The sequence below is a fragment of the Sphingobacterium puteale genome (assembly GCF_003627955.1).
In the GTDB taxonomy this organism is placed as follows: Bacteria; Bacteroidota; Bacteroidia; order Sphingobacteriales; family Sphingobacteriaceae; genus Sphingobacterium; species Sphingobacterium puteale.
Genome location: NZ_RBWS01000002.1, coordinates 12268 through 35921 on the forward strand (window position 1 = coordinate 12268; position 23654 = coordinate 35921).

Below are 23654 nucleotides of genomic sequence, written 5' to 3' on the forward strand. Positions count from 1 at the left end.
GTTTTTACTATTTATGACTCAAAGATAGAGGCACAAATAAACTATACATATTCGCTTTAGGTAATACAACTTATATTTTCGGTAAATGTACTGATTTCGTCGGTAAAAAATATTGTTGTTTGATTTTTATCACATGTCGGTTGAACGAATATATCATTTTTGCGGGTTATTGTCTTTTTTTTTAATATTATTTGGTGTATTAAAATGAATTATTATATATTTATCAAAGATTAAGATTACTTTAAACTTAAATAACAACCAATGGGAGATTTTGAAAACAAAGAGCGTGAAGAGGTTTTTTCAAAAAAGGTGAGAGCAGGTAAGCGAACTTATTTTTTTGATGTAAAAGCAACTCGATCGAACGATTACTACATTACTATCACAGAAAGCAAGAAGCGCTTTGAGGATGGCCAGTTTATTAAGCATAAGATTTTCTTATACAAAGAAGATTTTGAAAAATTTGCGGAAGGTTTGACGGATGTTGTAAATTACATTAAGTCTAATCAGGAAGTAATCGAAAAACGATATGAGCCTAACTTTGACGATGCATATGCCGAGGAAGCTGATGGTCGTTCAAAAGATGATTTTTCATTCTAACGTGTTATAGAATGAAATCTCAATGAAAAAAGAAATAAAGCCACTCGCGTGGCTTTTTTTATGGGCCAAGGCAGTGTGCGCTTGACTTGGATATATTCTATTGGTCCGAATGTATGTTAAATGATGGCTAAAAAATCGTTCAACACCCTGTTGAATTTTTCGGGCTCTTCGAGATTTGGTAAATGTCCTGATTCTTCAAATTCCACGAATCTAACATCGGGAATGTTTTCAATAAGAATATTTGTCTGCTCCTCACTCATCAATTTATCATGTTTACCTTTGACCACTAGGGTCGGGATAATAATTGTTTTCAGGGAATGTGTTGTATCTGTACGGGAAGCAAGTGCGAGTTGAGTTGCACAGATACTGGCAAGTTCATTTCTACGAATGCAACTTTTGATAAGTTCGACAGCCTCCGGATTCCCCCGAATAGTTTTTTCGTAAAATACATTTTCCGTAAAACCGATCGCAAATGGTCTCCGCCCATATTTAAGTAATGCCTGTATGGAATCAAATCTTTTTTGTTTGGCCTTATTGTCGTCCGCAAGGGAGTTGGTGTCACATAAAATCAATCCGGCTAATTGCTGGCCGATCAGCTCATAGGTGCGCAGGGCAATATAGCCCCCCATGGAGATACCGCAGAGCACAACATAGTTGAGGTCGAGTTTGCGAATAAATTCAACAAGATCTTTGGCAAACACATCAACCGAAAAGAAACCATGTCCATTTGTGCTGAGGCCGTGCCCCCTGACATCGATGGCAATTCCGGTGTATTCTTCGTCAAGATCCAGCAATTGCTGTTTCCAGGTGTTCTTGTTGAAAGGGAAGCCATGGATAAATAGAACTGTTTTAGGGGCAGGGTATGATTTGCTGGGGCGGATATAATACGAGATGCTGATGTCTCCAATGCGGACTTTGCTGAGTTTTAATTCTCTTTTGCTCATGAATAATAACATTTGTCAGTGTCAGAAAAAAAAAGTTGATATTTTAAATATAATATTATCAACGAGATAAACGAAATGTTGTTTCATAAAGTTAAAAAAAGCGAGAAAATGTTTGTTAAATCCATAAATATGTCGATATTTGCATCACCAAAACGAAAAAGAATACAGATTTGTTTTGGTTGCCTAGCGCTCCTAGCTCAATTGGATAGAGCATCTGACTACGGATCAGAAGGTTAGGGGTTCGACTCCCTTGGCGCGCACTATATACAGGTTCTGTATACTAAAAAAGAGGCATTCCTAGCTCAATTGGATAGAGCGTCTGACTACGGATCAGAAGGTTAGGGGTTCGACTCCCTTGGAGTGCACAAAAAGCCAACCTTTCGGGTTGGCTTTTTTACTACAAAGAAGTTACTGTGCGTATTGATAGTTGGGGGTATGGAAACTTCTTTTTGAAAAAAAAGTTTGTAAAAAAATGAATTCTGACTATATTTGCGTCACCAAAACAAATGGGACAGAGTTCTAAACGTAATGGTTTACTGCGCTCCTAGCTCAATTGGATAGAGCATCTGACTACGGATCAGAAGGTTAGGGGTTCGACTCCCTTGGAGCGCACGACTGAAAAGCCTAGTCATCATCTGTGATTAGGCTTTTATTTTTTAACTCGTTTTAATTTCTTAAATAAAACTATGCTAAACCTTGTAATATTTGGCCCTCCGGGTGCAGGTAAGGGAACTCAATCTGCAAAGCTTATTGAAAAATATCAATTGATTCATATTTCAACTGGTGATATTTTTAGAGCACATATTAAAGGTCAAACGCCACTTGGTCAACAAGTAAGCCAGATTATTGCTGAGGGAAATTTAGTGCCAGATTCGATTACGATAGCAATGCTGGAAGAAGAAGTGAAAAAAAATCCTGATGCAAAAGGATTTATCTTTGACGGATTCCCACGTACTGTTGCTCAAGCAGAGGCATTGGATGCTTTTTTGGAAGGTATCAATACTTCAATATCAGTTGTAATCGCACTGGATGTAAACGAAGAAGAATTGAAAGCGCGCATTGCAAAACGTAAAGAGATTTCTGGCCGTTCGGATGATGATGCTGATAAATTGGTGAAACGCATCGATGAGTATTTTACAAAAACTGTTCATGTGTTGCCATATTATGAAGCGCAAGGTAAATTATCCAAAGTGGATGGTATTGGAGAGATTGATACAATCTTCAAAAGCCTAACGGATATTATCGATAATTATTAATTGAAATAAATACTTTTTTAGACTGTAATACATTGTAATGGCGCAAGGATCGAATTTTGTTGATTATGTGAAAGTGTGTTGTCGTTCGGGACATGGTGGGGCAGGTTCGGCTCATTTGCATCGTGACAAGCATACCGCTACAGGAGGGCCGGATGGTGGTGACGGTGGCCGAGGAGGACATATCATACTAAAAGGAACGACGAATATTTGGACATTGCTCCATCTGAAGTACCGCAAACACATCATTGCTTCTAATGGGGAGTCCGGTGGCAGTTCTTTGCGAACAGGCGCTACCGGTCGGGATGAAGTATTGGAAGTACCATTGGGTACCATTGCCAAGGATGCGGAGACCGGAGAGGTGTTGTTTGACATTACCGAAGATGGGGAGACGAAGATCTTGGTCCCAGGGGGAAAAGGTGGTTTAGGCAACTGGCATTTTAAGTCGCCTACACAACAAACACCCCGATTTGCACAACCCGGAATGCCGGGCAAAGAGCAATGGATGATTCTCGAACTAAAAGTACTGGCAGATGTCGGTTTGGTAGGTTTTCCGAATGCTGGCAAATCAACCTTATTGTCTGTCGTTTCGGCTGCAAAACCTGAAATTGCCAATTACCCATTTACCACTTTGGTACCCAATCTCGGTATGGTGAGTTACCGCGATAACCGCTCGTTTGTGATGGCAGATATTCCGGGGATCATCGAGGGGGCTTCGGAAGGCAAAGGACTCGGCTATCGTTTCTTAAGACATATTGAGCGGAATTCAGTGTTATTATTTATGGTGCCAGCTGATACCGATCGGACAATAGCCGAGGAGTATGGTATTTTGCTGAATGAGCTGACAGCTTATAATCCCGAATTGGCGGATAAACCCAAGTTGTTGGCAATCACAAAATCGGATATGCTTGATGATGAGCTTGAAAGTGAAATGGAAAGGGAACTCCCTGAAGGGCTTCCCCATATTTTCATTTCGTCTGTTGCCGGTAAAAATATTTTGCCATTGAAAGATATGATCTGGAAAGCAATCAATTCCTGATCGTAAAGAAATAGTTAAAAAAAACGCTTCATAAATGAAGCGTTTTTTTTTGAAATCGCTTTTTTATTGCTCCCGTTTTTGGTCGTAGGATCGCTATCTGGTTTAAAACAATCAGACGTTTCTGAAGGAAATAAAATGCCCAGTGACGGTCGTTGTACTCACGATGGGATCCACGTCCTATTTTTTAGGAAGATGGAAATATCGGTTATTCTTGCTCAGGTTAGGTTCACGAAGCTGTAAAATGGTTTCAGTACGAATGGTTATATCGCGACAAAAAGTGCGTTTTTTCAGAGATTTTTATTAATTTCATTGACAAATTAATCTAAAATGAAAGCAGAAGACGAAAAGTATTGCGTAGAATGCGGCAAGTTGATCAATATTAAGGCCGAGGTTTGTCCCTATTGTGGCGTAAGACAACCTATATTTTATGCCAACCAACCCTTTCAGCAACAGAATAACACGTTTCAGGATGACAGATGGCTGCCGGCGCTGTTGTTTTGCTTTTTCCTTGGGCCATTTGGTGCACATCGGTTCTACTTAGGGCAAATAGGTACCGCAGTGATTCAGTTGCTTACTTTGGGAGGATGCGGAATCTGGTATCTGATCGATTTGATTATGATTATTGTCGGTAAATATAAAGATGCGGATGGTAATTACATTAAAAGTCCGGTAAACAATAATTAATGGCTTGGCTTGTGCTGAAATACCTGCGATTGCATTGGATTTACACCATTGTCATAGGGTATTTTGGCACCGCTATCGCATTGTACATGCTGTCGGATATTCATATCCTCATTCCTTGTCTCTGGAGGGCAATTACCGGATATGAATGTCCCGGTTGCGGACTGACAACCGCATTTATAGCACTGTTGCGAATGCAATGGGCCTACGCCTGGTCTGCAAATCCGATGATTTTTGTACTCGTTCCTGCATTCATATCGTTGATTTTAAAAGACTTTTGGCGATTTAAAAATGTACAAACAGATCTCAGATAAAATAATTGAAAAATGTTTTTCACTTTTAACTGATATGTCGTAACTTTGTCTCCCGTGAAAATTAAAGTAGAGTCTTTATTGGTAGGTGCCTTAGGAAACGGTTTGTCAATCGTGGTAATGCATTGTTAATTCATATTTTAGCCCATTTGAGGGCTTTTTTTATATCCAATAGGGACGGCTTTAGGATTCAGAACAGAAGAGATACACATTTTATAATATTACATCGATAATGACCAACTACAGCAAATTGCCTGCAATTTTAGTTTTAGAAGATGGTACAGTTTATCACGGTAAAGCCGCTGGTAAAATTGGTACGACTACTGGTGAAATCTGTTTTAATACAGGAACAACCGGTTATCAAGAGATTTTTACAGATCCATCTTATTTTGGACAAATCATGGTAACAACCAATGCACATATTGGTAACTATGGTATTGATGAGGATGATACCGAATCAAATCAAATTCAGATTGCGGGCTTGGTTTGTAAAAACTACAACATCAACTATAGCCGTAAAATGGCTGATGAGTCTATTCAAAGCTATTTTGAAGAAGGAAATTTGGTGGGTATTTCCGATGTGGATACACGTTCATTGGTAAGACATATCCGTGATAAAGGCGCCATGAATGCAATCATTTCTTCGGAAACGCTAGACGTTGAAGAATTAAAGAGCCAGTTGGCAAAAGTTCCTTCGATGGATGGTCTTGAGCTGTCTTCGAAGGTAACGACTACTGAACCTTATTTCTTTGGAAATGAAAATGCATCTTTACGTGTTGCAGTATTGGATTTGGGTATCAAGAAAAATATCCTGCGCAATTTTGAGGCACGTGACGTTTATACAAAAGTTTTCCCAGCTAAGACAACATTTGAGGAAATGGAAAAATGGAATCCTGACGGTTACTTTATTTCAAATGGTCCCGGTGATCCTGCACCGATGGATTATGCTATTGAAACCGTAAAATCTATTTTGAATGCAAACAAGCCAATGTTTGGGATCTGTTTAGGTCATCAGATTTTAGCCTTAGCTAATGGTATCCGCACAAGCAAATTGCATAACGGACACCGTGGTATCAATCACCCGGTCAAAAATATTATCGCCAACCGTTGCGAAATTACTTCGCAAAACCATGGTTTTGGTGTTGTCGCTGAAGACATTGAAAATTCGGAAAATGTTGAGATCACGCACGTTAATTTGAACGACCAATCTATAGAAGGTATTCGCATCAAAGGGCAAAAAGCGTTCTCGGTTCAATATCACCCTGAATCATCCCCAGGTCCACACGATTCACGTTACCTGTTTGATGATTTCGTTGCAATGATCAAAAACTAAGCAAATATAGTATAGCATAAAAACCCTCCCTATCGCGGAGGGTTTTTTATGCTATATTGTGGCACCAATTATTCAGATTGGTCATATTTTATTCACAATTAATGACGGATTAAATACATTTTTTGTTATATTTGGTTGTGAAAAATGTCTGTAGATAAGAGTGTGTCTTATTTACACTAAGTAATGAAAATAAATTATAGTCTAATAAAGAGATGAGTTTAATTATCGATGTTCATGCGCGTCAAATTTTGGATTCGCGCGGTAACCCTACAATTGAAGTAGATGTTACTACACAAAATGGTTTTGTTGGTCGTGCAGCTGTTCCTTCAGGTGCTTCAACAGGTGTTCACGAAGCAGTAGAATTGCGTGATGGCGACAAGTCAAAATACTTGGGTAAAGGTGTTTTGAAAGCTGTTGAAAATGTAAATACCAAAATAGCGAAAGCTTTGGAAGGCGTAGATGTTTTCGAGCAAAATGCCATCGATAAAATCATGATTGATTTAGACGGTAGTGAAAACAAAGGTAATTTAGGTGCAAACGCTATCCTTGGTGTTTCTTTGGCGGTAGCAAAAGCAGCTGCACAGGAGTCACGTCAACCTTTGTACCGTTATATTGGCGGTGTTAATGCGAATACGTTGCCTATTCCAATGATGAACATCATCAATGGCGGATCTCACTCCGATGCGCCTATCGCATTCCAGGAGTTCATGATTATGCCAGTAGGTGCTCCTTCTTTTTCTGAAGCATTGCGTTGGGGCACAGAAGTATTCCATACATTAAAGAAAATCTTACACGATAGAGGTCTTTCTACAGCAGTAGGAGATGAAGGTGGATTTGCACCAACATTTGAGGGAACAGAAGATGCAATCGAAACCGTATTGAAAGCGATTGAAATCGCAGGTTACAAACCAGGTCAAGACATCTGTTTGGCATTGGATTGTGCTTCTTCTGAATTCTACAAAGATGGTAAATATGACTATGCTAAATTTGAAGGTGATAAAGGTGCGGTACGCTCTAGCGAAGAACAAGCAAGCTATTTAGCGGAATTAACAGCGAAATACCCAATTATCTCTATCGAAGATGGTATGGCTGAAGATGACTGGGCTGGTTGGAAAACATTGACTGACAAAATTGGCGATCACGTTCAATTGGTAGGTGATGATCTTTTTGTAACAAATACAAAACGTCTTCAACAAGGTATCGATACCCATACTGCAAACTCTATTTTGGTCAAAGTAAACCAAATCGGTTCATTGACTGAAACGATCAACGCGGTGACTTTAGCGCAGAATTCTGGTTACACTTCAGTAATGTCTCACCGCTCAGGTGAAACTGAGGATGCAACGATTGCCGACTTGGCAGTTGCGTTGAACTGTGGTCAAATCAAAACTGGTTCAGCTTCTCGTTCTGACCGTATGGCTAAATACAATCAGTTGTTGCGTATCGAAGAAGAATTGGGTGGTAATGCTCGCTTCATCGGCAAAAACTTTAAATATGCAAAAAAATAGGTTTACCCTATCCTGCTAATCAAATAAGGCCTAATCTGTAGATTAGGCCTTATTTTTTTGGAATAGTTTTATTCTAGAAAGAAGGAGGATACCCGTTAAAATAAGGTATTACCAGTTGCTTTATTTGGATACTTAAGATTCAAATCAAATGTTTCGTTCATTTTCTTAATAAAGTGGGTGGCCAGCAGGGGTGACTCAATTTCAACATTCTGATGGATAAAGAAATACAGTTTCTGCAATCCATTATCCCGCCAGCATTTTATTATTTCTATCCACTTGTCCAGACGCGCATAATCCGAAGCATGGTTAGCACCGACATAACGGATAAAGGCGACAGGCGTAGTCAGGCGCATATGCAACATATCTCTTCTGCCGGCCGTATCGACCAATACATTGGTCACTCCGGTCTCCTCCAATAACGTATAGAGTTCTTTTGTTACTTCAGGTTTAGAAAACCAGTCTTTATTTCGGACTTCCAATGCTAATGGGACATCCTTCGGCCAGTCATGTAAGAATAGTTTTAAGCGGGCCATGTCTTTTGGATTGTAGTTGTCATGCATCTGCAGAAATACCATGCCTAACTTTTCGTCAAATTGGACAACGGCATCCGTAAATAGTTTTACCTTATCCGTCGCATTCAGCAATCGGCTGAAATGACTGATGGACTGTGGGACTTTTGGGAAGAACTTAAAGTCTGCAGGTGTTTTCTGTTTCCAGGTTTCCACCTGTTCTCGGCTGGGTGAGTTGTAAAATGTCGCGTTCAGTTCGATACTGTTAAACTGATTTGCATAGTAGACAAGTTCGTCTTTTGTCCCCTTTGGATAAAAGCCCTTTAAATCTTGTTTGTTCCATTTTGCGCAGCCAACATACACTTCAAATGGTTCGTCGTTTTTGAAATGCTGCAAAAGGGTTAAGGTCTCTTTTGGAGTAGGTGGTAGGGTGAAATCTACCTCTTCGGGATGATCTACTTGGCCAAATTTCATATTGGTTTTTTTCTTAATTTGTGATCAAATAATACATGTGCTAGCAAAGCCGATAGCGTATACAGGGTTCCGACGGTTATTACACCGGGCCATTGGAAATGTTGCCATGCCTGTGCTGCAAAAAAGGTGCCTGTTGAACCGCCAATAAAATAGCTGACCATATATACAGTGTTAAGGCGGTTGTTGGCGCCGAGATTCAGGGCGTAAAAATCACTCTGGTTTAGGATATGCATGGATTGCAGTCCAAGATCAATAAGAATAACCCCAATGATTAACCCCCAATAGTAATTTCCGAATAACGCAAAGAGCAGCCAGCTAAATACCATTAATAAGATGGCATATAGGATAATTTTAGCGGTACCTATGAATACGGTCGCCCGATTGACAAAAGCTGCAGCAAGAGCGCCACAGGCGCCGACGAGGCCAAATGCTCCAGCAGTAGCCGGTCCGTCAAAAAAAGGGGGACCTTCGATGTGGAAAACCAAAGTCGTAAAGAAGGCTGAAAATGCGCCAAATCCCATGGCACCGCGAAATGCCGCCAGTTGTAGTACCGGTTGATTTCTGGCGAAGTTCCATACGGAAACCATCAATTCTTTATAGGTACCCCTAAAGTTCGGAGCTACCTCAGGTAGCTTTATGGCGATAGCCAATGCCGTGACTACCATGACCACCGTAGCGATCCAGTACATTTCGCGCCACCCAAAGTAAGAACCGACAAAGCCACTGACCACACGCGATAATAAAATGCCGATCAACAGTCCGGACATCACCATGCCGATCGCAGCTCCCTGTTTCTCTTTGGAGGCAAGCTCTGCTGCCATAGGTACAAAAACTTGTGGTATTACCGATGTGAAACCGATCAAAAAGCTGAAGATTAGGATAGAAACAATGGAATGGGAGAGGGCCATTCCGGCCAAAGAAAGAATAATAAAAATAAAATCAATCAAGATCATTTTCTTTCTTTTGAACATATCCCCCAACGGGACAATCAGCAATAGGCCGCAGGCATAGCCGATTTGTGTCAGCATGGCCGAATTACTTACGGTAGCTTCACCAACACCCAGATCCTTTGCAATCAGTCCCAATAAGGGCTGATTGTAATAGTTATTGGCAACAACCAGGCCAGTGGCGATTGTCATCAGCCATAAGGTGGCCTGGGATAATGCTGTTTTGGAGTCAGTACTTGGGGTCATCAGTTAATGTAATTCGTCCCACAAATCCTGAAATTTTTGCTTTAAGGCAGCGACTTCCTGTTCGAGTTGTCCTATACGTTCCAAAAGCGCCTGATCTGCGACAGCGGTATGTGAGCTGCTGGCATGTTCAAAAGCTTCCACATTTACCTCGCCAAGTAGGTGAATATACCGTACCTCTTTATGACCAGCTTGTTTTGGCAGTGATTTTAGGTAGCCTTCTTGCGACAGCTTTTCCAATTGTTCAGTAATTTCACGCAATGATTCGAATTCGTAGAGCCTGCCGGCACTTGAATTAATTTCACCTGCAGTTAGTGGTCCGCGGAGCAGCAATAGGCAAATAATAGCCAGTTCGGATGGTACTAGCGGAAATTGTATGGCAAAGTTGTGTTTATACTTGGTTACCCTGGACCCACCACCGATAACGGTTGAAATCAATCCTCTCTTTTTCAGGATGTCCAGTGTATTGACGATGTCTTCTTCGCTATATTGCACGACAGGCTTGCGAGAAGTTTTTTGATTGCAAGCAGCCTGTAAGCTGTTGATCGTCATGGGATAATATTCAGGGGTCACCTTTGATTTTTCAATCAAGGAGCCTAGGACACGCTGTTCCATTGCAGACAATTGAGGCAAATTAGTCGTTTCCATTTTATTTTTAATGTATCTATTATAATCGAATATAAGTTAAATGTCAAACGGCGCCCGACATCAACTTGAAGATTTGTTCTTATCCAAAGATGCCCTTTTTCCCATAGAACTCCAAAATATCCGATTGATATTGTTGGAGAAAATGGGATTGCTTTAGTTTTTCTTATCTTCGCATCAATAAAATAAGATTTAAAGTGCTTAAGATAGCTTTTCATCCCGAATTTATCCATCCGGTCAAAGAAGGACATCGTTTTCCGATGTTAAAGTACGAGTTGATCCCGCTGCAGTTAAAGCATGAAGGATTGGTCAATGAAACTAATTTTTTCAGACCTGAGCTGGCAAGTTTTGAGACTTGTTGTCTGGTACATGATCCAGCCTATGTGGCAAAACTGTTTGATTTGAGCCTGGACCCAAAAATGGTGCGCAGGATTGGATTCCCCTTAAGTAAGCGTTTGGTAGACCGCGAACGCTATATTCTGGACGGAACAGTTCAGGCTGCAGGATATGCCTTGAAATATGGGGTGGCTTTTACCATTGCAGGTGGAACCCACCATGCTGGCTATGATTTTGGTGAAGGCTTTTGCCTGATGAACGATCAAGCCACCGCCGCAGGTTATCTACTAAAATATAAGCGGGCAAATCGAATCCTTATTATTGATCTGGATGTGCATCAGGGGAATGGGACAGCGCATATCTTTGAGGGGCATCAACAGGTGTTTACCTTTTCAATGCATGGCGAGAAGAACTATCCCTTTATCAAGCAGCCTTCTCACTTGGATATCGGACTCGCTGAAAATATAACAGATAGAGAATATTTGGAGATCCTGAATGAGCATCTGGGGGATTTATTTGAGCGTATCCGGCCTGATTTTGTTTTTTATCAGGCAGGTGTAGATATACTGGGGACCGATAAACTAGGAAAATTGAATTTAAGTCCAGCGACCTGTGCACGAAGGGATGAACTCGTACTGGGCTTATGTCATCAGTTGCATATCCCTGTTCAGGTAAGTATGGGCGGGGGATATTCGCCCCAGATCAAAGATATTGTCAATGCACATTGCCAAACATTTAAAATAGCAATAGATTTATATCATTTATAAAATAAGAATATGTTTTTTCATCAAGACGCAACTTTTGAAGCACTATCCATACACCGTGTGGGAAACAAAGCACAAGACGAATCTTATATCCTGTCAGACGAACCAGTGTCCCTTGAAGGCGATGAAGTATTGCCCGGACTTTTGATGCAGTATTTTATGAGTCCCTTTGCTAAAGTGAACGAAGTATATCGTCTTTATCATCCCAATGAAGAACTGGATCTGAACGAGGTGTTCTATTTTGTTCGCCAGTACTTTAAAGAGCAGTTACCCTTTCACGATTTTTCGCAGCAGATTTCGAAACACCTGTATGAGGTGTCCAACCACCCCAAGATTAAAGCAGGGGAGGTGTATGTGGTAGCGTTAAAAAATGTACAGATTGAAGGCGAGGAACACAATGCTATTGGTATATTTAAATCGGAAAACAAAGAGACTTACCTAAAGGTATATCCCGAACAAGGGGCTTTTACCTTGGAATATGAGCAGGAGGCAATCAACATCAATAAGTTGGACAAAGGATGCATTATCATCAATGTTGAGGAAGAGGAAGGTTATAAAGTTCTTGTATTGGATCAAACCAACAGACAGCAGGAAGCGGTATATTGGAAGGACGAATTCCTGAAATTGCGTGTGCGTAATGACAATTTTAATCAGACAGGTAACTACCTAAAAGTCTATAAGAATTTTGTTCAGGAGAAACTCGATGAAACGTTTGAACTGGAGAAGGCCGATAAGATTGATCTGATGAATAAATCAATGAACTACTTTAAGGAAAAGGAGACTTTTGTTCAGGAGGAATTTGAAGAGGAAGTATTGGGAAATCCCCAGGCGATAGCCCTGTTTCAGGATTATAAAGCTGGTTTTGAAGATGAGTTCGATTCACCCTTCCAGTCGAGTTTTGAAATAGCGGACAAGGCGGTTAAAAAGATGGAATCTTCTTACAAATCGGTGCTCAAATTAGATAAGAACTTTCATATTTATGTGCACGGAAAACGGGAATACCTTGAAAAAGGATTTGATGAAGATAAAGGGATGAACTATTATAAGGTCTATTTCGAAAACGAAAGCTAATACCCCATGATGAAGCGTGATAAAATAGCTGTTTTTATTTTTGGATCATTCATCAGTCTGCTATGCGTTTTATCGTTGATCGAAAGCCGTAGTTTATGGATCGAGGAATTTTATGCACGGGGATTTTATCGGTTTTATGGTCATATCCCAAAGTTTATTTTTGGCTATATTCCCTTTAGCATAGGGGATATTTTTTATGCCTTCACGGTTATTGTTCTGCTCTATTGGCTGGTTAAACTTATACGCAAGCTATGGTGTAAAAAATGGTCGGATACTTGCCGTGCCTTTTTATTTATCGTAAATCTATTTCTTGGGCTCTATATTTTCTTTTATATCTCCTGGGGGTTGAATTATTATCGGAAGCCAATCAGTGTGAATGCAAAACTGCAAGTTGACAGCCTGAGGCTCGCGGATTATCTGATGGTACTTGATGAATACCTGGATAGTACAAATGCTTTGCGGGAACAGGTAGATCCAGCACAGTGGGGCCAAAGAAAAGATCATATGCGGGAAGATCTGGCGACCTGGGTGAAAAAAGATACCACATTTTCTTCTTTTTTGTCAAGTAGTCAGATCAACGCCAAATCTCCCTTAAATAGTGTGGTTGTTTCATATTTTGGTGTTTCAGGTTATTTCAATCCGTTTACACACGAAGCACAGGTCAACTATGCCATGCCAGCCTTATCTTTTCCGTTTACTTATGTACATGAGCTCGCCCACCAACAGGGGGTAGGTTTTGAAGATGAAGCAAATTTTATTGCTTTTGTTCGACTGCAGCATCATCCACAGTCTTTTTATCGTTATTCAGCCTATTTGCAGACAAGCCTTTATATGCTCGGAGAATTACGGGGCATGTATCCAGATCTTTCGAAGGAATATCAAACAAGACTGAGTAAGCTGGTGTTGGCGGATGTGGCAGCGGAGCGCCTATTTTGGAGTGATTATACGGGCTGGATTAACGACCTGATGGGTTTGTTTTACAATCAATACCTGACACATAACAATCAAAAAGAGGGAATTGCAAGATATGATCGCATGACAAGGTTGGTGTTAGCCTATGAACTAAAAAAGAGAGGTTGTCATTGAAGTTTACCAAAAAAATGAATAGTTATAAAAAAAACAGCATCAATCTTAAGGTTGATGCTGTTTTTATATAGTCCCTTTCGCCTGTCCTATTGAGTCGAAATCAGTTCAAAGGAACCTTCCGTGCCTGCACTACCGGAATAAATTTGTCCCTGTGGCAATCCTCTGAGACCAGTAGGTGCCGTTTTGATCCGGTCATAAATGTTTCTCAAGTCTGTGTTTGCATTGACAGCCCTACCCCCCGCTACCACATCGGCATAGATATAATTTGGCGACTTTTTATCTGTTGCCTGTGGTTTTATACTTCCTGTTGCCAAGGTGACTTTCACTTTGCCTCCATTACCATTGGGGAATGTTTTGGTTCCATTAAATGCATCATCGCCTTTGGCAATAATATACAGTGAACCCAATTTTTGAAAATTGACATGAATATCAAAATTAGCGCCGTTATTCTTACCATCGGTCCCATAGAAAGTTGCTTTGTTTCCGATCTCCGCATAACCAATGGTGATTTTGACATTTTTCTTTCCGTAAAAAGAGAGAGTGGAATTATCTTTCATGACCAATGTATCAATATGGATAACTGCGGTGGAATCTTTGCTGTCAATATTTTTCTTGGCTTTTTTTCCAATTTCAAGTTTGGAGAAATGCTGTGTTTCCTGCGCTTTACCAATAAAGGTCAATGCGAAGCAAAAAAGAAAGCCCAAAATAAGTTTCGATTTCATACGCTTTAATTATGTATAACTAATTAATAGTTTGACAATTGAAAGCCAAAAGAGTTTAATTTTTACCGAGATATTTTACAATTAATTTAGCTGTTTTCTCGGAGGCGCCGGGTGAACCAAGTTTCTCGGCCAAGATCTCGTAATTTTCCATCACGCTAGCCCGATGCGCTTTGTTGTTTATGAGTTCGCCAACTTCATAAGAGATATCATAGGCTGTACAATCATCCTGGATAAGTTCGCGTACGGACAGAAAATTATTGATCAGATTGACCAGGGAGATGAACTTTACTTTTACCACAAGCTTCGCTATCCAGACAGATATCGGATTAGCTTTGTAAACCACAACCTGCGGAACTTTCAATATACCTGTTTCCAGGGTTGCTGTGCCACTAGTGACTACGGCAGCTTCCGCATTATTGAGAATATCATAAGTTTGATTGAAAATAACCGGTATATCAATACCCTTTAAAAATTGTTTGTAGTAAGCTTCGTTAAAATTTGGAGCACCAGCAATGACAAACTGATGAACAGGAAAAAAATAGGGGAGTTCGGCCATAATGGGCAAAAGTTTGATGATCTCCATCTCGCGGCTGCCCGGTAATAAGGCAATAAGCGGTTTGTCCGTAAAGCCATTTTCTTCCCTGAATCTCGGATTAAATGGGTAGGTTGAAATTGCATCTAACAAGGGATTACCTACGTAATCGACCGGCATACGCCATTTTTTATAGAAATCCACTTCAAAAGGAAGAATACAGAACATGTGATCAACAATTTTTTTGATCTTTTTGACGCGGCCCTGATTCCATGCCCATACTTTTGGTGAAATATAGTAACATGTTTTGATCCCATGTTTTTTTGCAAATTCAGCGATTTTTAGATTGAAGCCTGGGAAATCGATGAGGATGACGGTATCAGGCTTTTTCTCCAGAAGGTCACTTTTGACGGCTTTCAAATTTTTGGATATCTTGCCCAGATTTTTCAAAACTTCCACAAAACCCATAAAAGCCATTGCCGAGGTATGTATCAATGCTTTTTCTCCCGCCGCTTCCTGCATTAAATCTCCGCCTATAATGTTGAAGGTCGCGTCGGGATCTTCATTTTTAAGCGCTTTGATCAGATTGGCACCATGTAGGTCGCCTGATGTTTCACCAGCAATAAGATAGTATTTCATAGAAAAGTGATTATGTATTGGCACCGTTTTCATCGGTAAAAATGAATCCATTGCGCCCAGTTTGTTATTTAATGCTCATACGGAGGAAACAGTCTATCTTTTATCTGTATTTCGCCTTCCATTTGGGCTATTTAATAGCATGTCGTTTTGACTTGTTAAAGATAATATTATTCTAAAGATATGATGAATTTGAGGGCATTATTCCATATCTTTAATTAACGAAGTTTAACTTCGGAAGAAAATATCGGTAGTCTGAAAGCTAAATAGTATTTTTGTCCTATGCAACGATTATGGTCTTTAATAAGAAATAAGTATTTATTAGCCACTTTGGCTTTTTTGGTGTGGATGTTGTTTTTCGATAGAAATGATTTTGCTACGCAATATAGCTATCAAAAACAAAAGGCTAATTTGGAAACTGAACGCTCCTTTTACCTGAAAGAGAACGCAGCCATTATAAAGACGATTAACGATATCCGGTCCAATCCACAGGAGGTACAGCGTATCGCCCGGGAGAAGTATAAAATGAAGAAGGAGAATGAAGATATCTATGTCGTCTCTAAAATTACGCCCAAGGAAAACCCATAAGAGTTATTTTTTGGTTGAGAAAATTAACCAAGTTTAGTCATCCATCTTTTTACAAAATAAAGAAAGACCATCATAGAAATACGATGGTCTTTTTTCAGTATATAGAAATGGGGTATTTTTAATTTGCCGCTTGGGCTACTAGACCAAGGTATAGTGGTTTTTTCTCGTCATTGGCTTTACCGATCAATATCAAAGAATAGTAATAATTTTCAGCTAATTTGATATCCTTACGGGTTGCAATGGTTTTCCCGGCTTTATCTTTAGCAATAACAGTATAGGTGCCACTTTTTTGTGCGATAAAACCTTGATGGGCAGTCGCTGAATTTTGGGTTTCTTTTGCCCGATTCGTCCATTCTGTTGGAGAGGTCTCACTGCCGATTTGCAGGGTTACCTGATCTGTTCCCTCCGCAAGATTAAAGAAACGTAAACCGGATTCCGTGTTTTTGATTTCTTTGTTGATTTTGTCCGTTGTAATCACCTGGACTGGCTTCTCTTTGTTGCCATAAACAAATGAGGTGTATATGGTGCTGTCTTTGATCGTAACTGTTGTATCAACAAGGACATTGTTATATTCTGCTGAAACGGCTATTTTTCTAGCTCCAGTGAATAGGCCAACTTGGCTATAGCTTTTAAATTCCAAAGGATAATATGGACTTTGTAATGAGCCCCCGTCAGCATAATATACAACCGCATTAGCATCAGTGTACCCATTAACCATGGTAAAGAGCGCACCGGGAATTCGTTGGTCGTCGTTATCTTTCAGGCAACTGGATAGTAACAATGTCGCTACTGCGATGGCAATAAAATTAAATAATCTATAGTTTTTCATAACCGTGTAATATTAAAATCTATTTTTTGTATATAACACATTGCGCTTGTGTTGTCTATTATACGGTGATGACATACACTTTGCTACAGTTGGCTGTAAAAATAATAAAATTGTGGTTTATTATTAATAGCATGGCGATCTCAGGCAATACTTTTCTTCTCCAGGAGGAGAGAGTAAGGCTGGAAAAGTTGGATATTGTCTTTGCAGTCTGTTTAACACATTCGGAAATTCTTTGGCAATCTTTCGGAGGTTCTTCGGGACTGATTTGACTTGGCGCTGATTGTTACAGGGCTGTTATTTGTTTCGTTGTCGGAGCTATGGCGAAAAATAGGTGAACCATTCCCGAAGCGCTGTCGAACATTGTTTGTGCTTGAGAGGACTTTGACCCGCGTTTAGTTCTTTTCTTGTAAAAAAGGCACAGGCTTTGTTAAATAAAAAATATTGATAATTTTGGGTTATGAACAGTAGAATCAAAAAGATTGCAACAGGTATGTTTGAGCGCTTTAGACATCGTAAAATTACGGAAGCAGAGTTGTCTCAGGCGGAATCTAAGGCAAAAAATTTAGGAAGCTATGTTGGCGATTTTAAATTACTGATCGCGATGTGCAAGGATGCAATTGTAGGTAAATTTAAAATGAACAGCTGGAATCTATCCATTATTATCGGGACGATTATTTATGTAGTTTCCCCAGTAGATGCTATTCCGGATTTTATTGCTGTAGGTGGCTGGTTGGATGATGTTGCTATTGTTGCCTATGCCATCCGAAAACTTTCAGAAGAAATAGAACGGTATAAAATAGAGCGGTTGGGCTGGCAGGTTAACAAATAAAAAAGCTACTTTTAAAAGTAGCTTTTTTATGAAACGGTTAGATCGTTATTAATGCTTGAAATGTCTTACACCAGTAGTGACCATTGCAATGCCTTTTTCATTGGCCATATCAATGGACAACTGATCTTTGATAGAACCACCTGGTTGCAATACGGCAGCAATACCTGCGTTTGATGCGATCTCTACACAGTCCGGGAAAGGGAAGAAAGCATCTGATGCCATTGCACAGCCGTTTAAGTCAAAACCAAATGAAGCTGCTTTTTCAATTGCTTGCTTTAAGGCATCAACACGTGATGTTTGTCCAACACCTGATGCGAACAAGGTGTCATTTTTGGCAAAAACAATGGTATTTGATTTTGTATGTTTTACAATTTTATTGGCAAAATATAAATCTTCCAATTGCTGAGCAGTAGGTTTCACTGTTGTTACAGTGACCATTTGTTCAGGTCCTTCAATAGTATTGTCCTTATCTTGAAGAATGACACCATTCAATAAAGTTTTGAATTGTTGAGCAGGTAATTTTACATCTTTACGGGCTAAGATAATTCTATTTTTCTTCGCCGTAAGGATGGCAATTGCTTCTTCAGAATAAGCAGGTGCGATTAAGACCTCGAAGAACAGGTTATTGATCTCTGTTGCTGTTGCGCCATCTACTTCACCGTTGGTAATCAAAACCCCGCCAAAGGCTGAAACAGGATCACAAGCCAAAGCATCGATCCATGCTTGCTTGATTGTTGGGCGAGAGGCCACACCACAAGCGTTTGTATGTTTTAGGATGGCAAATGTAGGTTCCTTAAACTCGTCAATTAAAGCAACAGCAGCATCCACATCAACAAGATTGTTGTAGGAAAGCTCTTTTCCATTTAATTTGTCGAACATATTATCCAAATCGCCAAAGAAAACACCTTTTTGATGCGGGTTTTCACCATATCGCAATACCTGAGCTTTTTGCTCAGATTGTTTAAATACTTCAATTGGGTTTTCTTGGTTGAAATAATTGAAGATTGCGGTGTCATAATGAGATGATGTGTTGAAGGCACGTTTTGCAAATTCTTTTCGTTGTTCCAAAGAAGTATTGCCTTCTTGGTTCGCTAGAATTTCTTCAAGTTCTTTATAATCATTTTTAGAAGAAATGATGACAACATCATTAAAATTTTTCGCTGCTGCACGAATCAATGAGATTCCACCGATATCGATTTTTTCGATGATATCTTGCTCGGAAGCTCCAGAAGCAACAGTTTCTTCAAATGGATACAAATCCACGATAACTAAATCGATCTCCGGTATTTCATACTGAGCAAGTTGCTGTTGGTCTGATTCAAGCGGACGGCGCGCCAAGATTCCTCCGAAAACTTTTGGGTGCAAGGTCTTAACACGGCCTCCTAAAATCGAGGGATAACTTGTCAAGTCTTCAACGGGAACGACAGCTATACCTAAATCTTTGATAAATGTTTCTGTCCCTCCAGTGGAATAGAATGTAACACCGTATTTGTTTAATAATTCAACTAAAGGAGCTAGGCCGTCTTTATAATAGACTGAAACCAAAGCATTTTTAATCTTTACAGGATGGTTCATTATGATGGATTTGTTTCGTGGCGCAAAGATAAGAATTTAAAGTCTTGATGTCAATAAATCAAGCACTTTTAAATAAAGACGGGCGTACGTCCTCATAAGCCCGTCTTTATTGTATATTATACTAAATTGAGTTTGGCCTTCAATTCTTCAGAAATCTGATTGGTAATTTCCCAAATCGGTTCAGGTTCGTCAGTATTGTTAAATATAACCTGATCACAAGAATCCTGAAATGGTAATAAATACTCATTGTATGAAGGAAGAACATGGTTTACCCATTTGTACATGACGTCGTCTTCAAAATAGCCACGTTCGACTAAATCACGATGTAGCCTTCTACGGAGTGCGATATCCTGATCTGCACTCAGGAAGATCTTGTGGTTAATAAGCGCGTTGATTTCTGTATAATAGAAAATGAATAACCCTTCGATAATCAGTATGGGGGCTGGCTTGATCTCTAATATTTTTGGAGTTAGTGAAGGATTATTAAAAGTATACTCCTCTTTATAAATCGTTTCCCCATTAAAGAGTGCTTTGATATCGGTATAGAAAGCTTCTCTGTCTATGGACGTCGGGATATCAAAATTATAGAGTCTATTTTCCTCTTGTGTCTTTGTATTGGCAGGGATATAATAGTCATCTTGAGAAATCAAGGTGGCTTCATCGGTTTTAAAATGTTTCAAAAAACTATTCAAAAAAAATGTTTTTCCAGAACCACTACTTCCGGCAATCCCTATGACATACGGTTTGTTATTCATTCTTGTTTCGCGCTGCAGGAGCTATTTTTATTTTAATTAATTTTCTAAAGGTAATCCGTAGGCGATTTCTACCTGAAAACGTTTATCCAGCGCACCGATACTTGCCGCTGCGGACTTTGATAACACGACAATGGCATTTTGGTTTTCAGCATTATCATTAAATTTTCCAACGACTTTCGCATAGGTGACGCTTTTTGTCATGGGGTTGGTGATTTTCAAGATCGTTCCGACGGGCGCACTCTTGTGAAGTGCGAGGTTACTTGTTCCTTGGGTAGACAAACCATCAATCCATACGCCAATCCCCCGCTCGGATTTTTCGCGTATCCCGTAACGGTTTGTTGAAATTTGATTTTCTTCTTTATTGTCATCGTTTGTGGAATCGGGTGCAATAATTTCGATTCCTTTAGGTTCAACCAATTTTGGTCTTTCTGGCGGCAGTGGCTGATTCGGAATCATTAATTTCATTCCACCGCTTATGATGTTGTTTTTGAGATTATTGGCTTTTTTGATATCCTCAACAGTAATACTAAACCTCTTGGATATAGCATATAACGTTTCTTTTTCACCAACAATATATTCTGTGAAACCCTGTTGTGGATTACGCGGATTCTGCTGTGCAGTGTTACCTGAGGGTTTATTTACCAGAGGAGCAGGTTTTCGTCCAGTGGGTACTTTAACAATCTGTCCGAGGCTTAATGTGCCATTACCATTTATCTGCGTGAGCTGACCTACCGTTGTTTTGTACTTCTTGCTGAGCTGATAATAATTGTCTCCTTTTTCGATCTTGAAAAGGACAAATTCTTCGCCATTGATTATCTCGGTACCTACGGAGTCAGGAACCGCTTTTACATGTAATGAAGTGAGGTTTCTCGCTTCAACTTGTTGGATAGATAGCATTGAAATCGATAAGATGACTACCTTTTTATATGTATTTAATTCGAATAATAGTTTCATATATTTTGCAATTATACTAAATACGAAACAAACTCCCGTTTATTGTCTGTCAAAAGGAATATTTGTTTGTTAACAAGAAAATAGATGTTGAAAAACTTTAATGGTAACTGATCGACTGCAATTACAGTGTCAATTAACCGCTCTTTCGTTGATCGCACTATCCGGATTTGATAGTGATTAGCTGTGTTTTTTTCATAGAAAGCCCAAATAAAATAGTCATCCAATGCACTTATCCAAATTTCGCCATCGACGGTGAAATCTGTCAAAAATTGGGGAATTTGACCATTGTAAATTACTGGGTAGACTATTTGGCTGTTAAAAGGTTTAAATGATTTCTCTTTTTTGTTTTCAATGGAAATTGTTTTTAAATCTAAAAACAACTGCATTCCTTGTTCGATCATTTTGGGACGAAGCAGTATTCCTCCATTGACCATTTCAACAAAAAGATAATTAAACCAGGTTTCTTGTTGATTTGGCTGATAACAGTCAATGATCTGTACACCTGCATCAATGGGTGAATTACTGGAAATCTTTTTTAAAATAAGCTTCTGACATTGAATTCCTGTAAGCACCCATTCTTTGCTTATCGCCTGGAAGTCTTGAAGTACATAGTTTCCTTCGAAAGTAACGACATTGAAATAGGGAAGTGTGTCTGATGGATTCCTGGTCTCCACAGCGATCAACCTACTTTCAGCATCGATTTCGATCCGCCAGATGGGATAGGTAAATACGGCATTGAATGCTTTTGATATTGTCTGATCTGTCATGTGATTTTCAACCAAGAGGACAAATTTACTAAAAGCTTTTAAATTATGGTTGCCGGGATTGTAATAAATAAAAAACGTCCAGGCTAGCTGGACGTTTTTAGAGAAGAATCTCCTAGAATTTGGAACCGATCGTCAAAACGACATTGGTCCGTTGGTTTTTTATATCGGCTACTGGACTTGTGTTTCCAAAGTACTGTTCATCAATAAGGTAAGGGCTTTCTTTATAATTAACGGCATTATAGGCTCCGGTCAGATCAATATACATACCGCGGCCGAGTTTTGCGCCGATACCCAAAGATGCAGTATAATTTGTATAATCTGCATTTTTGTACGGATTGCCACTATAATTGAAACCAGCTCTACCACTAAAAACATTATCAAATAAAACTTCACCACCGATGCGCGCATTAAAAGCTCCTTGATAGTTGTTTTTGATGTTTTGGTTCATTTCCTGTTCCAAAGCTTTATTATATGCGCCGGGATCTTTAAATCGGATGGCACCAAAATCAACCCATTCTACATCCGCAGTAATTAATCCTCTGGAGAATACCTGACTGGCACCTAAGGAGAGCTTGTACGGTGTGTTCATATTGTACTCTAGATAGCTATGCCCTGCATCATCACTGGTACGGTATTCTTTAAAGGACTTATCTTCATTCGGTTTAAAATAACGGAATTCGGAATTGCTATAAGACTCATCTCGAATGCTCATGAATGTCGGAGACTTCGCTGTAAAGCCCATACTAAAGGTCGGTGTGAATTTATAGATTACACCTAACTTGAAATCCACTCCTGTACCATCTGTCACTTGTGCATAATCATCATACAATTCATAGTCCTTGTCCAGCATCTCACGTTTTTTAGCATATGCTGCCTCTGGTTTTAAATATTCAGAGTCTTTATTGATTTTTGTCAGTTGGTCAGCAGTCATCGTTTGGCCGTATTCCGTAAACCAGCTTGAGTTGTCGTAACTAAAAGCAGTAAAACCTAATGCAGCTCCCAAGTATAATTTGTTGCTATAGTTGGCACCAAAAGATAATACAGATTCTGATTTACTTCCCTTTTCTAAGATGGAATTGATTTGATTAAAACCACCTTTTCCATCATAGTTTCCGCCAACGGTAAGGGGTATGTATGCTCCGGCGTTCTTGGGGTCAACGTCAAATAGTAAGGAGTTATTATAGACCTCCTGTCCCCAGCCTTTCATTCCGCCAGGCGACGATAATCTATCCGAATAGGCATCAGTAATTGAACTTGTATTATTGATCCCTCTATACTCTAACAGGTTGTTATAGACATAATTTCGGTTATAGGCTATACCAACATTGAAATTCAGCCAGCCTTGCTCAAGGTTTCCGCCATTTCGGTAAGTAGGTAAATGAAAGACGATACCGGCATTGTCCAAGTTGAAATTATTTTTGCTGCTATTGGAGTTTTGTCCGAAATAATCTGTTTTATTTTTATTGTTAAGGTATCTGCCTGTTACGGAGATATCGGATTGATTGAAGTAACCTAAGCCAGCCGGGTTTCCGGTAATTGAGCTAATATCACCACCTAATGCGGTAGATGCGTTTCCCATTGCTTTGAAGCGAGCAGTACCGCCATTGTCCCCTTGGGAAAACAAAAGTACATCTTTCGTATATTGTGCTTGGGCAGTTCCCGCTGCACCTAGTAAAAATGCAGTTCCAAAAAGTAATTTTTTGATTGTCATAAGCTAAAATATCGT

Annotated in this window: 24 protein-coding genes and 3 tRNA genes; 15 read left to right on the forward strand and 12 right to left on the reverse strand. The window is 39.6% G+C overall.

What is annotated here, in order from left to right:
- Positions 1–261 precede the first annotated feature (261 nt).
- The gene (locus D7322_RS03305; RefSeq protein ID WP_077435530.1) at positions 262–597 is read left to right on the forward strand and encodes a DUF3276 family protein; all 336 of its coding nucleotides are present in this window, start codon (positions 262–264) and stop codon (positions 595–597) included.
- A 116-nt stretch (positions 598–713) separates the two neighbouring features.
- Here the strand turns inward: D7322_RS03305 and D7322_RS03310 are convergent, their stop codons facing one another.
- Positions 714–1541 (reverse strand): alpha/beta fold hydrolase, encoded by an 828-nt coding sequence (locus D7322_RS03310; protein WP_121121311.1) that lies wholly within the window; start codon positions 1539–1541, stop codon positions 714–716.
- A 186-nt stretch (positions 1542–1727) separates the two neighbouring features.
- Between D7322_RS03310 and D7322_RS03315 the strand changes: the two genes are divergently transcribed.
- The 9 genes from D7322_RS03315 to eno all read left to right on the forward strand — a co-directional run bounded on the left by D7322_RS03315 (position 1728) and on the right by eno (position 7666).
- Positions 1728–1801: transfer RNA gene (locus tag D7322_RS03315), tRNA-Arg, on the forward strand.
- 31 nt (positions 1802–1832) lie between these two features.
- Positions 1833–1906: transfer RNA gene (locus tag D7322_RS03320), tRNA-Arg, on the forward strand.
- Between the two features lie 173 nt (positions 1907–2079).
- Positions 2080–2153, forward strand: a tRNA-Arg gene (locus D7322_RS03325).
- A 74-nt stretch (positions 2154–2227) separates the two neighbouring features.
- Positions 2228–2797, forward strand: a complete 570-nt coding sequence (locus D7322_RS03330) for an adenylate kinase (protein ID WP_121121313.1) — start codon at positions 2228–2230, stop codon at positions 2795–2797.
- Positions 2798–2834: 37 nt separating this feature from the next.
- Complete coding sequence (obgE, locus tag D7322_RS03335; RefSeq protein WP_121121315.1) at positions 2835–3833, forward strand: GTPase ObgE; 999 nt, start codon at positions 2835–2837, stop codon at positions 3831–3833.
- 327 nt (positions 3834–4160) lie between these two features.
- The gene (locus D7322_RS03340; RefSeq protein WP_121121317.1) at positions 4161–4517 is read left to right on the forward strand and encodes an NINE protein; all 357 of its coding nucleotides are present in this window, start codon (positions 4161–4163) and stop codon (positions 4515–4517) included.
- Positions 4517–4828 (forward strand): DUF2752 domain-containing protein, encoded by a 312-nt coding sequence (locus tag D7322_RS03345; protein WP_121121319.1) that lies wholly within the window; start codon positions 4517–4519, stop codon positions 4826–4828. Before D7322_RS03340 ends, D7322_RS03345 begins: the two co-directional genes overlap by 1 nt.
- Before the next feature lie 229 nt (positions 4829–5057).
- Positions 5058–6158 (forward strand): glutamine-hydrolyzing carbamoyl-phosphate synthase small subunit, encoded by a 1101-nt coding sequence (gene carA, locus D7322_RS03350; RefSeq protein WP_121121321.1) that lies wholly within the window; start codon positions 5058–5060, stop codon positions 6156–6158.
- Positions 6159–6370: 212 nt separating this feature from the next.
- The gene (gene eno / locus D7322_RS03355) at positions 6371–7666 is read left to right on the forward strand and encodes a phosphopyruvate hydratase (RefSeq protein ID WP_077435516.1); all 1296 of its coding nucleotides are present in this window, start codon (positions 6371–6373) and stop codon (positions 7664–7666) included.
- Between the two features lie 95 nt (positions 7667–7761).
- Here eno and D7322_RS03360 read toward each other — a convergent pair whose 3' ends face one another.
- The 3 genes from D7322_RS03360 to D7322_RS03370 are packed head-to-tail and all read right to left on the reverse strand — an operon-like array spanning position 7762 to position 10487.
- Positions 7762–8649, reverse strand: coding sequence for a DUF72 domain-containing protein (locus D7322_RS03360; protein ID WP_121121323.1), 888 nt, complete (start codon positions 8647–8649; stop codon positions 7762–7764).
- A complete protein-coding gene (locus D7322_RS03365; protein ID WP_121121325.1) occupies positions 8646–9842 on the reverse strand; it encodes an MFS transporter in 1197 nt (398 codons plus the stop codon). The genes D7322_RS03360 and D7322_RS03365 overlap by 4 nt, the downstream gene beginning before the upstream one ends.
- Before the next feature lie 3 nt (positions 9843–9845).
- Entirely contained in the window at positions 9846–10487 is a 642-nt protein-coding gene (locus tag D7322_RS03370; protein WP_121121327.1) for a YceH family protein, read from the reverse strand.
- Between the two features lie 194 nt (positions 10488–10681).
- Here D7322_RS03370 and D7322_RS03375 point away from each other — a divergent pair, with 194 nt between their 5' ends.
- Genes D7322_RS03375 through D7322_RS03385 form a run of 3 tightly spaced genes read left to right on the forward strand, consistent with a single transcriptional unit; the run spans position 10682 to position 13741 of the window.
- Positions 10682–11587: a histone deacetylase family protein gene (locus D7322_RS03375; protein WP_183078592.1), complete on the forward strand. Its 906-nt coding sequence runs from the start codon at positions 10682–10684 to the stop codon at positions 11585–11587.
- 9 nt (positions 11588–11596) lie between these two features.
- Positions 11597–12655: a nucleoid-associated protein gene (locus tag D7322_RS03380; protein ID WP_121121329.1), complete on the forward strand. Its 1059-nt coding sequence runs from the start codon at positions 11597–11599 to the stop codon at positions 12653–12655.
- A gap of 6 nt (positions 12656–12661) precedes the next feature.
- Positions 12662–13741, forward strand: coding sequence for a DUF3810 domain-containing protein (locus D7322_RS03385; protein WP_121121331.1), 1080 nt, complete (start codon positions 12662–12664; stop codon positions 13739–13741).
- 86 nt (positions 13742–13827) lie between these two features.
- Here the strand turns inward: D7322_RS03385 and D7322_RS03390 are convergent, their stop codons facing one another.
- Complete coding sequence (locus D7322_RS03390; RefSeq protein WP_121121332.1) at positions 13828–14463, reverse strand: hypothetical protein; 636 nt, start codon at positions 14461–14463, stop codon at positions 13828–13830.
- A gap of 55 nt (positions 14464–14518) precedes the next feature.
- Positions 14519–15634 carry a lipid-A-disaccharide synthase gene (gene lpxB / locus D7322_RS03395; protein WP_121121334.1) on the reverse strand — a complete coding sequence of 372 codons (1116 nt, stop codon included), beginning with the start codon at positions 15632–15634 and terminating at the stop codon, positions 14519–14521.
- Between the two features lie 279 nt (positions 15635–15913).
- Between lpxB and D7322_RS03400 the strand changes: the two genes are divergently transcribed.
- Entirely contained in the window at positions 15914–16219 is a 306-nt protein-coding gene (locus D7322_RS03400) for an FtsB family cell division protein (RefSeq protein WP_121121336.1), read from the forward strand.
- 118 nt (positions 16220–16337) lie between these two features.
- Here D7322_RS03400 and D7322_RS03405 read toward each other — a convergent pair whose 3' ends face one another.
- Positions 16338–17048 carry a DUF4397 domain-containing protein gene (locus tag D7322_RS03405; protein ID WP_121121338.1) on the reverse strand — a complete coding sequence of 237 codons (711 nt, stop codon included), beginning with the start codon at positions 17046–17048 and terminating at the stop codon, positions 16338–16340.
- 457 nt (positions 17049–17505) lie between these two features.
- Between D7322_RS03405 and D7322_RS03415 the strand changes: the two genes are divergently transcribed.
- Positions 17506–17877 carry a YkvA family protein gene (locus tag D7322_RS03415; protein ID WP_121121342.1) on the forward strand — a complete coding sequence of 124 codons (372 nt, stop codon included), beginning with the start codon at positions 17506–17508 and terminating at the stop codon, positions 17875–17877.
- Positions 17878–17925: 48 nt separating this feature from the next.
- Here the strand turns inward: D7322_RS03415 and purH are convergent, their stop codons facing one another.
- From purH to D7322_RS03440, 5 genes are all read right to left on the reverse strand, one after another.
- On the reverse strand, positions 17926–19452 hold the full coding sequence (gene purH, locus D7322_RS03420; protein WP_121121344.1) for a bifunctional phosphoribosylaminoimidazolecarboxamide formyltransferase/IMP cyclohydrolase: 1527 nt from the start codon (positions 19450–19452) through the stop codon (positions 17926–17928).
- A gap of 116 nt (positions 19453–19568) precedes the next feature.
- On the reverse strand, positions 19569–20207 hold the full coding sequence (locus D7322_RS03425) for a uridine kinase family protein (protein WP_121121346.1): 639 nt from the start codon (positions 20205–20207) through the stop codon (positions 19569–19571).
- Positions 20208–20243: 36 nt separating this feature from the next.
- A complete protein-coding gene (locus D7322_RS03430; protein ID WP_121121348.1) occupies positions 20244–21161 on the reverse strand; it encodes a LysM peptidoglycan-binding domain-containing protein in 918 nt (305 codons plus the stop codon).
- Between the two features lie 11 nt (positions 21162–21172).
- Complete coding sequence (locus tag D7322_RS03435; protein ID WP_121121350.1) at positions 21173–21928, reverse strand: hypothetical protein; 756 nt, start codon at positions 21926–21928, stop codon at positions 21173–21175.
- A 112-nt stretch (positions 21929–22040) separates the two neighbouring features.
- Entirely contained in the window at positions 22041–23639 is a 1599-nt protein-coding gene (locus D7322_RS03440; RefSeq protein ID WP_121121352.1) for an OmpP1/FadL family transporter, read from the reverse strand.
- Between the last annotated feature and the right edge of the window lie 15 nt (positions 23640–23654).